At 39.3% G+C, this 15,727-nt stretch carries 14 protein-coding genes; 9 read left to right on the top strand and 5 right to left on the bottom strand.

Going from position 1 to position 15,727, the window contains the following annotated elements:
- The first annotated feature begins 152 nt into the window (after nt 1-152).
- The 4 genes from BMW38_RS12900 (at nt 153) to BMW38_RS12885 (ending at nt 4,806) form a co-directional block, all read left to right on the top strand.
- A complete protein-coding gene (locus BMW38_RS12900; RefSeq protein ID WP_092708709.1) occupies nt 153-1,358 on the top strand; it encodes an acetyl-CoA C-acetyltransferase in 1,206 nt (401 codons plus the stop codon).
- An 18-nt stretch (nt 1,359-1,376) separates the two neighbouring features.
- Nucleotides 1,377-3,512 (top strand): 3-hydroxyacyl-CoA dehydrogenase NAD-binding domain-containing protein, encoded by a 2,136-nt coding sequence (locus BMW38_RS12895; RefSeq protein ID WP_092708706.1) that lies wholly within the window; start codon nt 1,377-1,379, stop codon nt 3,510-3,512.
- 164 nt (nt 3,513-3,676) lie between these two features.
- Nucleotides 3,677-3,934 (top strand): hypothetical protein, encoded by a 258-nt coding sequence (locus BMW38_RS12890; RefSeq protein WP_004638947.1) that lies wholly within the window; start codon nt 3,677-3,679, stop codon nt 3,932-3,934.
- An 11-nt stretch (nt 3,935-3,945) separates the two neighbouring features.
- Nucleotides 3,946-4,806 (top strand): patatin-like phospholipase family protein, encoded by an 861-nt coding sequence (locus tag BMW38_RS12885; protein WP_092708703.1) that lies wholly within the window; start codon nt 3,946-3,948, stop codon nt 4,804-4,806.
- A 29-nt stretch (nt 4,807-4,835) separates the two neighbouring features.
- Here BMW38_RS12885 and BMW38_RS12880 read toward each other — a convergent pair whose 3' ends face one another.
- Both BMW38_RS12880 and BMW38_RS12875 read right to left on the bottom strand, forming a co-directional pair.
- Nucleotides 4,836-5,255 carry a GNAT family N-acetyltransferase gene (locus tag BMW38_RS12880; RefSeq protein ID WP_092708700.1) on the bottom strand — a complete coding sequence of 140 codons (420 nt, stop codon included), beginning with the start codon at nt 5,253-5,255 and terminating at the stop codon, nt 4,836-4,838.
- 12 nt (nt 5,256-5,267) lie between these two features.
- A complete protein-coding gene (locus BMW38_RS12875; RefSeq protein ID WP_092708696.1) occupies nt 5,268-6,479 on the bottom strand; it encodes a class I SAM-dependent methyltransferase in 1,212 nt (403 codons plus the stop codon).
- Nucleotides 6,480-6,607: 128 nt separating this feature from the next.
- On the opposite strand from BMW38_RS12875, the gene BMW38_RS12870 reads away from it, so the two are divergent.
- Together BMW38_RS12870 and BMW38_RS12865 are read left to right on the top strand one after the other, a co-directional pair.
- Entirely contained in the window at nt 6,608-7,249 is a 642-nt protein-coding gene (locus tag BMW38_RS12870) for a PAQR family membrane homeostasis protein TrhA (RefSeq protein ID WP_003655229.1), read from the top strand.
- Between the two features lie 133 nt (nt 7,250-7,382).
- The gene (locus BMW38_RS12865; RefSeq protein WP_092708693.1) at nt 7,383-8,693 is read left to right on the top strand and encodes an MFS transporter; all 1,311 of its coding nucleotides are present in this window, start codon (nt 7,383-7,385) and stop codon (nt 8,691-8,693) included.
- A gap of 127 nt (nt 8,694-8,820) precedes the next feature.
- Here the strand turns inward: BMW38_RS12865 and BMW38_RS12860 are convergent, their stop codons facing one another.
- From BMW38_RS12860 to secA, 3 genes are all read right to left on the bottom strand, one after another.
- A complete protein-coding gene (locus BMW38_RS12860; protein ID WP_092708690.1) occupies nt 8,821-9,267 on the bottom strand; it encodes a hypothetical protein in 447 nt (148 codons plus the stop codon).
- Between the two features lie 270 nt (nt 9,268-9,537).
- On the bottom strand, nt 9,538-9,981 hold the full coding sequence (locus BMW38_RS12855; protein WP_092708687.1) for a hypothetical protein: 444 nt from the start codon (nt 9,979-9,981) through the stop codon (nt 9,538-9,540).
- 131 nt (nt 9,982-10,112) lie between these two features.
- Complete coding sequence (secA, locus tag BMW38_RS12850; protein ID WP_092708684.1) at nt 10,113-12,833, bottom strand: preprotein translocase subunit SecA; 2,721 nt, start codon at nt 12,831-12,833, stop codon at nt 10,113-10,115.
- 407 nt (nt 12,834-13,240) lie between these two features.
- Here secA and BMW38_RS12845 point away from each other — a divergent pair, with 407 nt between their 5' ends.
- From BMW38_RS12845 to BMW38_RS12835, 3 genes are all read left to right on the top strand, one after another.
- Nucleotides 13,241-13,891: a peroxiredoxin gene (locus tag BMW38_RS12845; RefSeq protein ID WP_005050084.1), complete on the top strand. Its 651-nt coding sequence runs from the start codon at nt 13,241-13,243 to the stop codon at nt 13,889-13,891.
- Between the two features lie 316 nt (nt 13,892-14,207).
- Entirely contained in the window at nt 14,208-15,020 is an 813-nt protein-coding gene (locus BMW38_RS12840; RefSeq protein WP_213031159.1) for an MBL fold metallo-hydrolase, read from the top strand.
- Nucleotides 15,017-15,598, top strand: coding sequence for a dual specificity protein phosphatase family protein (locus BMW38_RS12835; RefSeq protein ID WP_199990782.1), 582 nt, complete (start codon nt 15,017-15,019; stop codon nt 15,596-15,598). Before BMW38_RS12840 ends, BMW38_RS12835 begins: the two co-directional genes overlap by 4 nt.
- Nucleotides 15,599-15,727: the final 129 nt, after the last annotated feature.

Genomic DNA, 15,727 nt, shown 5'->3' with positions numbered 1-15,727 from the left:
TTCACATTTAGCCCAAGCATGACTTGGGCTTTTTTGTATCTCTATTGGCAAAAATCATCACCTGACGGGTGCGCTTATCGTCATTGCACTCGCTATTAAAACCAGTACACTCAAAACACAAATAAATTTTAAGCAATAAAAAAGGAACTGTTATGAGCGAGGCTTATATTATTGATGCCATTCGCACACCACGCGGAAAAGGAAAAAAAGACGGCTCTCTTTACGAAGTAAAACCAATTACCTTACTCACCACTTTATTAAACGAATTACAGCAGCGCCATCAACTCGATACGTCTAAAGTCGACGATATTGTTCTGGGCTGCGTAACGCCAATTGGTGACCAAGGTGGTGACATAGCCAAAACAGCCGCCATTGCAGCGGGTTGGAATGATGATGTTGCTGGGGTGCAAATCAATCGTTTTTGTGCTTCAGGTTTAGAAGCAGTCAACATGGCAGCAATGAAAGTTCGCTCAGGCTGGGAAGATTTAGTGGTTGCTGGTGGCGTCGAGTCAATGTCACGCATTCCAATGGGCTCAGATGGTGGGCCGTGGGCGTTAGATCCTGAAACAAACCTTAAATCATCATTTGTTCCACAAGGTGTAGGGGCTGACCTCATTGCAACCTTAGATGGTTATAGCCGCGAAGATGTAGACACATTTGCAGTAAACTCTCAGCAAAAAGCTGCAGCAGCTCAGGCAAATGGCTATTTCGATCAATCTGTGGTTCCTGTAAAAGATCACTCGGGTGTGGTTATTTTAGAAAAAGATGAATTTATTAAAGGAAATACGACAGTTGAAGGACTGACTAAACTCAACCCAAGTTTTGAAATGATGGGACAAATGGGTTTTGATGCTGTTGCCTTACAAAAATACCCTGAAGCACAAAAAATCAATCATGTTCATCATGCAGGTAACTCATCAGGCATTGTCGATGGAGCTGCTGTTGTTTTATTGGCTTCTGAAAAAGCCGTGAAAGAACAAAACTTAAAACCGCGCGCTAAAGTTTTGGCGACTGCACTGGTCGGGACAGACCCAACGATCATGCTGACTGGCCCTGCTCCTGCTGCACGTAAAGCGTTAGAAAAAGCTGGACTTACTATTGATGATATTGACCTATTTGAAGTCAATGAAGCCTTTGCAGCAGTTGTGATGCGTTTTATCAATGAACTCAATGTTCCACCAGAAAAAGTTAACGTAAATGGCGGTGCGATTGCTTTAGGTCATCCATTGGGTGCAACGGGTGCCATGATTTTAGGCACGCTACTTGATGAGCTTGAACGTCAAAATAAAAAGCGCGGTTTAGCTACGCTCTGTGTTGGTGGTGGTATGGGTATTGCCACCATTATTGAACGCGTATAAAGATTAGGGATATAAAAGATGAGTGCAATCCAATACGAAAAAAATGCCGATAACATTGTCATTTTAACGCTTGATTCAACTGGTCAATCTGCAAACACCATGAATGCCGAGTTTCGAGATTCGCTTGATGAGGCAACGCAGAAACTTAAAGCCGAAACAGAACTTTCAGGCGTTATCTTCCGCTCAGCCAAAAAAACTTTCTTTGCTGGGGGCGATTTAGATGAGCTTATTCAAGTTCAGCCTGAACATGCCACTGATTTTTTCAACATGGTTGAAAAGTTAAAAGGCCATTTACGTACCATTGAAACGCTAGGAATTCCAGTCGTTGCAGCATTAAATGGCACGGCGCTTGGTGGCGGTTGGGAAATCGCATTAAGTTGCCATCACCGCATTGCAATCAATGACCAAAAAAGTAAATTCGGCCTACCAGAAGTTACTTTAGGTCTATTGCCAGGTGGCGGTGGTATTGTCCGTATGGTACGCCTGCTTGGCCTTCAAAATGCATTCCCATTTTTAATGGAAGGTAAGCAATTTGGTGTCGATAAAGCAAAATCTTTAGGTCTGATACATGACACTGCCGAAAACGAACAAGAGCTTTTAGATAAAGCGATTGCATGGGTAAAAGCCAATCCTAAGTCTCAACAACCTTTTGATGTAAAGGGTTATAAAATTCCGGGCGGCGATCCAAAGACTCCAGCTGTTGCTCAAGTTCTTGCTATTGCCCCAGCCATGTTAAGAGACAAAACAAAAGGTTGTTACCCTGCTCCTGAAGCGATTATGGCGGCAGCAGTCGAAGGCGCTCAGGTCGATGTCGATACAGCGTTACGCATCGAATCTCGTTACTTCACTAAACTCACCACAGGTCAAATCTCTAAAAATATGATCGGCACTTTCTGGCACGGTCTAAATGCAATTAAGTCTGGTGCTAGCCGCCCTGCTGATATTGCAAAATGGCAAGCCACCAAAGTTGGTGTGTTAGGTGCAGGTATGATGGGCGCTGGTATTGCATATTCAACCGCAATTAAAGGCATTCCTGTTGTACTAAAAGATGTCTCTATTGAAAATGCTGAAAAAGGCAAAGCCTATTCGCAGAAACTCCTTGATAAACGCGTTTCACAAGGCCGTATGACCACAGAAAAACGCGACCAAGTATTATCCCTCATTACAGCCACTGCCTCAGCACAAGATTTACAAGGCTGTGACTTAATTATTGAAGCAGTATTTGAAAACCAAGAGCTCAAAGCCAAAGTTACTCAAGAAGCTGAACAATATTTAGCTGAAGGTGGAATCTTTGCATCAAATACCTCCACCCTACCAATCACAGGTTTGGCAACGGCGAGTAAAGATGCCCAGAAGTTTATTGGACTACATTTCTTTAGCCCAGTCGACAAAATGCAGTTGGTCGAAATTATTAAAGGTAAAAACACTTCAAGCGACACACTTGCCAAAGCCTACGACTTTGTACAACAAATTGGAAAAACGCCGATTGTTGTCAATGATAGCCGTGGCTTCTTTACAAGTCGTGTGTTTGGTACTTTCATTCAAGAAGGCATGCGTTTACTTGCCGAAGGCGTGCATCCAGCACGTATTGAAATGGCAGCGCTTAAAGCAGGTATGCCTGTAGGTCCCCTCGCTATTCAGGATGAAGTATCTTTAACCTTAACCGAACATGTTGCCAGTGAAGCACGTAAAGCCCTACAAGCCGAAGGTAAAGATTTGCCTAAGACCTCTGTCGATGAGGTCGTTCATACCATGATTCAAGAGTTAAACCGTAAAGGTAAAGCAGCCGGTGCAGGTTTCTATGAATATCCTGAAAGTGGTAAAAAGCACCTGTGGGAAGGTTTAAACCGCTGGCAAAAAGATCATGATATTTCTGAACAAGATATGATCGATCGCATTCTGTTTGTACAGGCTTTAGATACCCTACGTTGTTATGAGGAAGGCGTATTAGAGACTGTTATTGATGCCAATGTCGGTTCAATCTTTGGTATTGGTTACGCTCCTTGGACCGGAGGTGCGATCCAGTTCCTCAACCAATACGGTACTGATAAAGCACAAAAACGAGCTGAAGAATTAACTGCCAAATATGGTGAACGTTTTACACCTCCAACTTTGCTAAAAACCAAAGCTGAGCAGAAACAAAATATTCAATAACTTAGACTTATTGGATATTTAAAAACTGCATAAACCTTACCCATATAAATATATTTTATTTATATGGGTTTTTCTTTATGACCTTTAAGATTTCAGCCTCCTGCCTAAATATGCTATAAATAGACTTCATTTTTGTGCTTCTAAAGCACATTCGAGAAATCCTTATGTCCGATAAAAATTCTTCCGAGTCAGCAATTTTAGGTTGGAAATTTGTTCTGATCGTTGGTGTTTTGAGTGCGATTTTCCTTGGCTTTTTCTATTTAGCGATGAGTAATGAACCTGACTATATGCCAGGAGCTCAGCGCAAAGCACAACAAGAGCAAATGCAGCAAAAAGCTGAAAATTCCACAGAGCAACACGCTCAACATAGTGACAACATGTCTGAAATGGATATGAAAGAACATCAGAACTCAACTCAGTAATTAGATATCAAATGACAGATTTTTCCCGTAATGCACTTGTTGTAGAGGGTGGAGGCATGCGTGGTGCCTTTACCAGTGGCGTACTTGATGCTTTTTTACAGCAGCAGTTCAACCCTTTCGATTTATATGTTGGCGTATCATCTGGTTCAACCAACGTTGCAAATTACTTAGCTGGCCAGCAAGGCCGCACGTTAACGTTTTATGTCGATCACTCCCTGCGTCCTGAATTTATCGATTACAAACGCTTCTTTAAAGGCGGCGATTTACTTGATTTAAAATGGATGTGGGAAATTGGCGAGCAAGAGCATCCACTTGATCAGCAAAGTCTGTTTGCTAAAAATCCTGATTTTTATATGGTGTTGACGCATGCCAAAACTGGTCATGCTGAATATCTTCGTGCGGGTAAAGACAACTTGTTAAATGCGCTTCGTGCGTCTAGCTCGATTCCAGTTTTAACGCGCCATCCCGTCGATATTATGGGTGAACCATACTTTGATGGTGGCGTTGCAGATGCCCTACCTGTTCGCTGGACGGCTCAGCAAAGTGATGTCAAAAAACTGTTAGTTTTACGCACTCGCCCGAAAAATTACTTTAAAGCCAGCAGCAGAGGTGATCAGTTCCTCGCGAAATATGCGTTTAAACATCATTATGGTTTTGCAAACAGCTTACGTAGCCGCTGTGCTCGCTATAATGCTTCGGTCAATTTTGTACGTAGCAATAATCCAGAGCAGCAAATTTTAGAAGTTTGCCCGCCACCCCTTAAGAATATGGCAGGTCGTTTAAGTACTAATCCGAAAAAACTTCGTTATAGCTATGAAGTTGGCTTGGAAACAGGTTTACAAGCCATTGAAAGCTGGAATGCAATGAAATAATGCCAAATTGAGATTTCTAAAAAGAAATCTCAATTTAACTCTAAAGTCATATCAATATGTGGGATACCACAATCTAGATATTCCTCGCCTTGAACTACAAAGCCCAATGCTTCATAAAACGCGGTCACATAAGTTTGAGCTGAAAGCTTTAGATAAGGTAAGTTCTGCTGGCGTGCATAATCAATAATATGCTGCATTAAAATTTTGCCCACACCTTGCTTACGGTATGACAGTAAAACTGCTACCCGCCCTACGCTATGCTGCGGCAACAAGCGTGCTGTAGCAATTGGTTGCCCACGGTCATACACGATAAAGTGCAAAACCATAGCATCCAAATCATCCCATTCATCTTCAGGGGCAATTCCCTGTTCTTGAATAAAAACTTGCTCTCGGATGAGCTTGGCATCTTTCTCAAGCTGCTCCCAAACACCCGCTATAATTTTATACATGGGTTAACCTACTTAACACTTACAACCAATATTCTCGATAGGCAACTGGTCTTGTAATAACAATTCTAGAGTTTGTTTTTTAATACCATACATGTCTTTCAAGGCTTGAATTTGAGCCATGATCTTGGCATCAGGCTGAGCAACATCTTTACGCTTCGTCGCCAAAATCATTTTGTTTTTACTGGTATGTTCAAGCGATACAAACTCAAAAACTTTAGTTTCATAGCCATAAGCTTTTAAAAGTAATGCACGTAATGTATCGGTTAACATTTCAGCTTGCTGACCAGCATGAATTCCAAATTGGAGCATTGGCTGTAAAACTTCGGGACTATGTAATTGTGGGCGTAACTCTTTGTGGCAACATGGGGCACACATAATCATTGATGCATTTAAACGAATGCCGGTATGAATCGCAAAATCGGTAGCAATGTCACAAGCATGCAAAGCAATCATGACATCCAACTTTTCCGGTTGATAACTACGTACATCACCCTCAAAAAAGTCTAAATGATTGAAATCAACTTTATCTGCAACTTTTTGGCAAAATTCAACCAGATTTGGGCGTAATTCAACACCGGTAATTAGAGGTGTTTTTTGTTGTTCTTGCAAATAATCATATAAAGCAAAAGTTAAATAGCCTTTACCTGAACCGAAATCGACAATCCGTAGCTCTTGCTGAGATGCGTCAATCTGTTCATAGGCACTCGCAAAAATTTCAATAAATTTATTTATCTGTTTCCATTTACGGGCCATGCTTGGAATGATTTGGCCTTTTTCATCGGTAATACCAAGCTCTTTTAGAAATGCATTGCCCTGCTGTACATAGCGTTGCTTTTCACGATCATGCGTCTGAACCGTTTGTGTCGCATTTACAGTCTGCTTTTTACCTATATTTAATAGGGCTTTTTTCTTATTTTTTTTAAGTTGGATTTCTTGACTAGTTGAAAATAAGTTCGCTTGCTTACACTGCACTAAAAGCGCTGCAATCTGCTCCAAACCCTCTTCAAAAGAATAGTTTTTGGTCACATCCTGAGTAGTGTGGTGATATAGAGCTGAAAGCTGTTTTTGTCCATGTAACTCGACAACACGGAAAGTGATTTTTTCCAGTTGTTCCAACTCTCCTTTATATTGGCTCAAAATCAAACGCTCAAAAGTCTGCTCATCAAGCATTTGTTTGATTTCATAAAAGAATTGCTGTTCTTGCTCAAAGGAGAAAACCGACACGGATATACCTAAAAAATGAAGACTCATATAAAATAGAAGTTTAAAGGGTCTAGGATTAAAAATAAAATAACTTTACGACTGTTTTGTATTTCTATACATTTGTATTTTTAATCAAAAAAATTAAACTCATGAGTAAATCTGTGCTGGAAACTTACGATCCTAAAGAAGAACTACTTAACGCCTACAGCCATGGAGCTGGTGTCGTTATGGCAGTTATTGCTTCTATCTTTTTAATTATGAAGGGATCTTATCTTCCAACTGCTCAGTGGGTGGGTTTATGGGTATACTCATTTAGTCTAATTCTAGTTTTCACGAGTTCAACACTCTATCACTTTGCTCAAACACAAAATCTACGTTACTGGTATAAGAAACTAGACCACACTGCTATTTATTATTTAATTGCTGGGACATATACCCCTTTCTTAAGCATCGCGATTCCTACACAAAAAGCCCATATTCTGCTGATTGCACTCTGGAGCATTGCTGCAATTGGTACACTTTTCAAGTTAGTTTTTATTCATCGTTTTCAAAAAATTTCTTTGCTGGCCTATATTGTAATGGGATGGCTTGCCGTTTTTGTAATGGATGATATGCGTACTTATTTGAGTAAAGACGCATTGATTTTCTTGATTATTGGCGGCTTAGCTTATACGGTCGGAGCATTGTTTTACGCGTTAAAAAAGGTAAGATATACCCATGCGATCTGGCACATTTTTGTGCTTTTAGGTGCAGGAGCACACTTTCTTGCTATCTATTGGTACATTGTTTAGTTCATTTTTCACTCTTATTCAGTGATCCTGAAAGAGTCATGGATGATGTTCTTTCACGCTATTCTTTTAGAAAAATATGTCTTTAAAAAGAATAGTAAATTAAAAATAAATTTTAACTGATATAAGGTCTTATATGGAGTCAACTTCTGCGACTGCTGCTCCGGCAGTAGCCACTAATTCAAAAGCGCGGGTTTTGTTTGCAAGCTTAGTCGGTACAACCATTGAGTTCTTCGACTTTTATATCTATGCAACAGCTGCCGTTATTATTTTTCCTCACCTGTTTTTCCCTGCTAGTAGTGGCAGTGCCGCAGTATTACAATCTTTAGCAACCTTCGCCATTGCCTTTATTGCCCGCCCTATCGGTGCAGCATTATTCGGTCATTTAGGAGACCGTATTGGTCGTAAAGCCACTCTAGTTGCAGCTTTGCTCACCATGGGTATTTCAACAGTCTGTATTGGTTTACTTCCAACCTATGCACAAATTGGTCTTGCCGCGCCTTTACTATTGGCTCTATGTCGTCTAGGGCAAGGCTTAGGTTTAGGTGGTGAATGGAGCGGTGCTGTATTACTTGCGACAGAGAATGCACCTGAAGGTAAGCGCGCATGGTATGGCATGTTCCCACAGCTTGGTGCTCCAATTGGCTTTATTTTAGCAACAGGTTCATTTTTATTATTGGGTGCAGCCATTCCTGAGCAGGCATTCATGCAATGGGGCTGGCGTATTCCCTTTATTGCAAGTGCTGTATTAGTGATTGTTGGCTTATATATTCGTTTAAAACTCCATGAGACTCCAGCATTTCAAAAGGTCTTGGATAAGCAAAAAGAAGTAAATATTCCATTTAAAGAAGTCTTAACCAAACATACAGGCAAACTTGTACTTGGTACGATTGCAGCAATCTGTACTTTTGTGGTGTTCTATCTTACGACGGTATTTGCCTTAAACTGGGCAACCACTAAATTAGGCTATGCACGCGGTGAGTTCTTGGAACTTCAACTCTTTGCCACACTGTGCTTTGCTGCATTCATTCCTTTATCTGCTATTTTTGCAGAAAAATTTGGTCGTAAAGCTACTTCTATTGGTGTTTGTATTGCTGCTGCGATTTTCGGCTTGCTCTTCTCTAGCATGTTAGAGTCTGGAAATACGTTAATTGTCTTTCTCTTCTTATGTACAGGCTTGTCGATTATGGGCTTGACCTATGGTCCGATTGGTACTGTTCTTTCTGAACTTTTCCCAACTTCAGTTCGTTATACGGGTTCAGCATTAACGTTTAACTTGGCAGGTATTTTTGGTGCATCTTTTGCTCCACTTATTGCCACTAAACTTGCTGAAACTTATGGTTTATATGCAGTTGGTTATTATCTTACTGCAGCATCACTTTTATCACTCATCGCTTTCTTATTCATTCGTGAAACAAAAAATGATGATGTAAATAATCAGATCTAAATATCCAAATCATCTCTATTCTAAAATAAAAAAACCAGTTCTAATTAGAACTGGTTTTTTTATTTTTCGTAATTGGATTATCTACCTGATTATAAAAATAGATGTTTTAAATAATATTCAAATTAAATTATTCAAATGCTTTTTTAAATTTGCTCTCATCTAAATACTGAGCAAATTTTCCAATTCGTTGATTTACGTTCTTGTCAACAAGCATACCACGCATGGCAAGCTGACCTAAATATTCAAATGATTTTTCCAGAGCATTCGTACCTTCATTTTTAACTACATCTTTAACAGCCATATTACAATTTTGTGTCAAAATTCTTTCATAAATTTTAGCAATCTTTTTATCTGCAAGAATTAACTCATCAGAAGAAATACGAGTAAAGCCTGACAATTCAGAGTTTGAAGCCATTGCAAAAAATATCCATTGCGTCAAATCTTTTCGCTCTTGTTCTGTCACAGAACTTTCAAAACACTGATTTAACTTATCTTGATAAGCCCCTGCATGACTTAATGATGTTAATAGAACTAAGGGAAAAGTATATATGATAGATTTTAATTTAAATTTCATTATGAATAACCTCTTGTAATAACTCAATTATATAGAATTAGCATGAATCATGCGATAATAAATAGACTTGAGAAAAGTTACTAGAGCCATAGATAAATTATATAGAAAACTTATCACTAGTTATAATTCCAACCTTGTTATTTTATGCTAAATAATTTTGAATTGTTGACGCAGACGTATAAAAGTAAATTTACGATTTCGATTATAAATAATTTAAATAGAATGCACAAAAAACCAGCTCATATTGAGCTGGTTTTTTATAAATACAACTTAATTAATAGTTGTAGGATTTGCAGCTGCAATGCTATTTGATACAGCAGGAGCTGCTACATTGCTTGCTGCAACTGCCGCTGGTCCTGCTACAGCTGCTTCACCAATTAAAGCCACTTTTGCTTTTTCTTGGCTCTTCACAGATAAAGCAGGATTAGTTGCCACAATACGATTAATGTTTGCCGAGTTTGCCGGAGCAATCGCAGTGGTTTGTAAAATAATTGGACGATTACCTGTGTTACCCAACGTATAGCGAATACCTGTACGCGGGCTAATCACTGTTGTATTTTCTTGCTTCACTACAGCTTGAGCCGAAGTTGGCCCTTTTGCTGCAAGTACTTTATCAACCGTTGTCGTTTGAGGGGCTGAAGCTGCTTCTGCTGCGAAAACAAAACTAGGCACAGCAAGAACAGTTAAAAATAAAGGTTGTAATACTTTTTTCATTGTCTTTCCAACATACACTCTGGATGAGAAGTAAATAGCATTTAATGCTTAAAACTGCAAACATTATTCACAGGCTTACTACAAACATAAAAAAAGCAGAACAATTGTTCTGCTTTTTTTGTGAAGGCAGATTAGATCTTACCGTGACACTGCTTATATTTTAATCCAGAACCACATGGGCATGGTGCATTACGGCTTTCTGGAACAGGGAAAGCTTGCTGATCGGCAGACTCGTTCATGGTTTCTTGAGAAAGTGTAACTTCACCTGTTAAACCATCTACATCGTCATGCTCAAAAGAAAGCTTCATCGATTCAGCTTGCTGCTGCTGTTGAGCTTCCATTTCTGCAAGTTCTTCTGGTGTAGGGATATGTACACGAGACAAATCAGTCACAACATCAGTTTTAATAATACCGAGCATATTTACAAACAGGTTGAAAGCTTCTTTCTTGTATTCCTGCTCAGGATTCTTTTGCGCATAGCCACGTAAGTGAATACCTTGACGCAAGTAATCCATTGCAGCTAAGTGATCTTTCCAATGACGATCAAGAGAGTTTAAAACGAAGTGACGTTCAAGCATTGCTGCTGATTCATCACCCATTTGAGCACGGCGTTGACGATAACGTTCAATCACTTCATCACTGATTCGCTCAACTAAACCTTCTTCATCTAGACGGCGATCTTGATCTAACCATTCCTGAATTGGTAGCTCAATGCCCAAATCAATACGTAAAGCATTCTCTAAACCTTCAACATCCCACTGGTCATGGATTGACTCTGGTGGAATAAAGTTAGCAATCACGCCTTTCATCACTTCATGATGCATTTCTTCGACGTATTCTTTTAAGGTATTTTCAGCTAACACTTCATCACGTTGTGAATAAATGATCTTACGTTGTTCATTATTCACATCATCGTATTTCAATAAGTTTTTACGAATATCAAAGTTACGAGCTTCAACTTTACGCTGAGCGTTCTCAATTGAACGACTCACCATTTTGTGTTCAATCGCTTCATTTTCTTGTAAACCCATCGCGCGCATCATTCCGACTACGCGGTCACCTGCGAAAATACGCATAAGGTCATCTTCAAGAGACAAATAGAAACGAGAAACACCAGGGTCACCCTGACGGCCCGCACGACCACGTAACTGGTTATCAATACGACGTGATTCATGGCGTTCAGAACCAATGATGTGCAAACCACCTGATTGTAATACATCTTCATGGTCTTGTTCCCATTGTGCTTTCAGATGTGCTTCATCTTCAGCAGTAGGGTTCTCAAGTTTGGCAAGTTTCGCTTTCCAGTTACCACCCAAGATAATGTCTGTACCACGACCCGCCATGTTTGTTGCAATCGTTACTGCATTCGGGCTACCCGCTTGAGCAATAATGTCAGCTTCACGCTCATGTTGTTTTGCATTCAACACTTCGTGATGAATACCAGCTTGCATTAACTTAGAAGATAAAATTTCACTAGCTTCAATGGTCGCTGTACCAATAAGAATCGGTGCCACACCTTGCTCACGAATATTCGTAATTTCCTGAATAATCGCGTCATATTTACCATTACGGTTTAAATAAATTAAATCGTTTTGGTCATTACGTACCATTGGGCGGTGAGTTGGAATAATCACAACATCAAGGCCATAAATTTCTTTCATTTCCGCAGCTTCAGTATCAGCAGTACCAGTCATACCTGAAAGCTTTTTATATAGACGGAAATAGTTCTGGAATGTTGTGGTCGCTAAAGTCTGATTTTCAGGCTGAATTTCCAAACCTTCTTTCGCTTCAACTGCTTGATGCAAACCTTCTGACCAACGACGGCCCGGCATTGTACGGCCAGTATGTTCGTCAACAATCACGACTTCACCATCATGAATAATATAGTGAACATCGCGTTGGAATAAGAAATGTGCACGAATAGCGGCAGACACATGGTGAACAAGGCTTAGATTCGTTGCTGAATATAAGCTTTCACCTTCAGCCAACAAGCCCATTTGAATAAGTTCTTGCTCAACAGTTTCATAACCAATTTCGGTCATTTCAACTGAACGCTGTTTTTCATCAATCCAGAAATGCCCGCCATCTGCGACTTTTTCTTCTTTTTGCGGACGTAATCTAGGGGGAATCGTGTTGATTGCAGCGTAAAGATGCGAAGAGTCTTCACTTTGACCAGAAATAATTAATGGTGTACGTGCTTCATCAATCAAGATTGAGTCAACTTCATCGATAATGGCATAGTGCAAGCCACGTTGTTTCTTTTCTGCTAAAGAAAACACCATGTTGTCACGTAAGTAGTCAAAACCGAATTCGTTATTGGTACCATAAGTAATATCAGCAAGATAAGCTTCCGCTTTTTCAGACGGACCTTGCATTGAATAGATCGTACCAATAGATAAACCCAAAAATTCAAATAATGGGCGGTTCAACTCAGCATCACGCTGTGCCAAATAATCGTTCACAGTAATGACATGAACGCCTTCGCCACTTAATGCGTTTAAATAACACGCCAAAGTACCCATCAGGGTTTTACCTTCACCGGTACGCATTTCGGCAATCTTACCTTCATGCAAGGTAATACCACCAATAAGCTGAACGTCATAGTGACGCATGCCCATTACACGTTTGGCAGCTTCACGACACACTGCAAACGCTTCTGGAAGTAATTTATCTAAACTTTCGCCATTATTATAACGTTGTTTGAATTCTGGAGTTTTTGCAGATAAGTCTGCATCGCTTAAAGCTGATATCGTCGGCTCGAGCGCATTGATTTGCTCAACAATTTTGCGCATGCGTTTGAGTTCGCGCTCATTTTTTGTACCGAAGATACCTCCGATCAGACTTGCCAACATGGATAAACTCTCTAAATCTTGCTTGGTCAAATGAATAAACTTTTTCTCAGTCGTTTATTATGGTGCCAGAAATTTGAAGTACAAGGGTTTTGCACAAAACCCCTAAAAAAAATCTGATAGTTAGACGAATGGTTTTATCATTCACCTAGTCCCCCGTAATGCGCTCTGCCCCTAAAAACGTAACATTAACGCTCATCTATTAAGCATAACTTCCGAGAAATCTAATTTAGCAAATTTACCTTAAAGTTACATTGATTAAGCACATAAAATAGTGAGTTTTAGTCATATATATTTACACTTATATAAAAAACTCATAATAAAATACAAAAACAATAATTTTAATCATAAAGATAATGCTGCATATTCATTGGATCGAATAACAAATTATGACCAATTGAGGAACGATCATGACACTACGATTAGGAGATACAGCCCCCGATTTTCAACAAGAATCGAGTGAAGGCACAATTAATTTTTATGATTTTCTAGGGGATAGTTGGGGAATTTTATTTTCACATCCAGCCGACTATACGCCCGTATGTACAACAGAGTTAGGTTACACAGCAAAATTAAAAGATGAATTTACGAAGCGTAATGTTAAAGCGATTGCTTTGTCAGTAGATGATGTAGAGTCTCATAAGGGCTGGATCAACGATATTAATGAAACACAAAACACGACTGTAAATTTTCCAATCATTGCAGATAAAGACCGCAAAGTCTCTGAGCTATATGGTTTCATTCATCCAAATGCCAGTGAAACACTGACAGTACGTTCATTAGTGATTATTGATCCGAATAAAAAAGTTCGCTTAATCATTACCTACCCTGCTTCAACAGGCCGAAATTTTAATGAAGTCTTACGTGTAGTTGACTCATTACAATTAACTGACAAGCATAAAGTAGCGACGCCAGCGAACTGGCAACAAGGCGAAGATGTCGTTATTGTGCCATCACTTAAAGATGAAGAAGAAATTAAACAGCGCTTCCCTAAAGGCTATACAGCGGTTAAACCTTATTTACGCTTAACACCACAGCCTGAAAGTAATAAAACCGACTAAAGTTTTTATTGCTTGCAAGACAAACGAAGTGCGTAGGCAAGCATTTGAAAAGTTCGCTAGAAGACAAACGAAGCGCGTAGGCAAACATTCGAAAGTTTTCGAATAAAAACTTTCAGCGACACGTACGCAACCAGTTGAAAAATTGATAACAGAGCATCGAAAACAAGTACCAAATTTTTAGAAAGTCTTAAGTAAATATCACACCCTAAAAAGTCATCCCAAGTGATGGCTTTTTTATTTATGTATTGAATACACATGGTTTTTACTGCCCAGATCAGTTATAACTCGAAGCGATTCGGTATAAAAAATAAAAATCATGATCTATAAAATTCATCATTTAAAGTGCGGCAGCATGTGCCCAGTTTGTGCCCCACTCTTTGGACAAAAAGGCTTCCGGGCTGAAGTTGTCTGCCATTGCCTGTTGGTTGAAACCGATCAAGGTCTAGTGCTTATTGATACAGGCTTCGGGCTGCAAGATTACCTACATATGAAGCAGCGACTAGGTTCATTAGTACAACGTTTAGGCAAAATTGAGACTAACCTTGAGTTTAGTGCCATTCAGCAAATCCAAAAGCTCGGGTTTAATCCTAAGGATGTACAACATATTTTTGTCACTCATCTTGATTTTGATCATGCAGGTGGAATTTCAGATTTTCCCCATGCCACAGTTCATGTTTTAGCAGCAGAATATAACGCGGCCCAACTTCCAAATTTTAAAGGCAAACTTCGCTATAGAACCAATCAATATAAAGACCATCGTTACTGGAACTTCGTTGAATATCAGCAAGGTGAAGCATGGTTTAATCTCGAAAAAGTAAAGAGCTTTCCTCTTTTTCAAGATGAAATTTTAATGGTGCCTTTATTGGGTCACTCAGCTGGTCATTGTGGCATTGCCATAAAGCAACAAAATCAATGGTTATTATTTTGTGGAGATGCGTACTACTCACACCTAGAGTTAAACCCTAAAAATAAATTAAGATCACTTAGTTTGCTGGAAAAAACATTTGCAGAAGATAATGAGAAACGTCTTGTTAATCTCAAACGCTTGCAGCATTTAGCTCAACATGAGCCAACGATTGAAATAATTTGTGCTCATGATCCTTATGAGCTTAACCGGTATCAAACATGAAAAAATTATCACTCATCACACTTGCCATCTGTATAAATTTACAGGGATGTATGCAACATGAAAGTATTGCCCATGAACATAGACCACAAGATTGGGGTACTTTAGTCTCTCAGAGTCATAACTTTTATCAAATTAGTGGTGATGTTTTTCGCAGTGAACAACCCGATGCAACGATGGTTCCCGAGATAAAACGCCATCAAATTGGAACTATTATTAACCTAAGAGCCAAAGCAGCAGATGATTTAGTTTTTAAAAATGAAAATTTTAATCTTGTACATATTCCTATCAACACATGGGCAATTGATCGACAAGATCTATTAGAAGTCATGCAACAAATTAAGATTGCCAAACAGAATAATCAACGTGTTTTATTACACTGCTACCATGGTTCAGACCGTACAGGAGCCAGTGTTGCCATGTATCGAATTATTTTTGAGAATTGGGCAATTGATGATGCGGTCAAAGAAATGAAACAAGGTGGTTATGGCTACCATATTATCTGGAAAAACATTGACCGCCTATTTACACCTGAAAATGTAAAATGGACTCAACAGCAACTGTCGAATTCCAGCAGCTAAAGACTGGATTTCTTTTGTATACAAACGCGATTATTAGGCAAATAAGTTGGCTCAATCACCAACTTATTTATTGTTTTCATTCTTATCAATTACATCGAAAAACATACATTTAAAGATAGATGACCATCA

The organism is Acinetobacter sp. yr461, from assembly GCF_900110445.1.
Taxonomy (GTDB): Bacteria; Pseudomonadota; Gammaproteobacteria; order Pseudomonadales; family Moraxellaceae; genus Acinetobacter; species Acinetobacter calcoaceticus.
The sequence above is the reverse complement of the archived record's forward strand: the minus strand, read 5'-3'. Positions and strand labels throughout refer to the sequence as shown.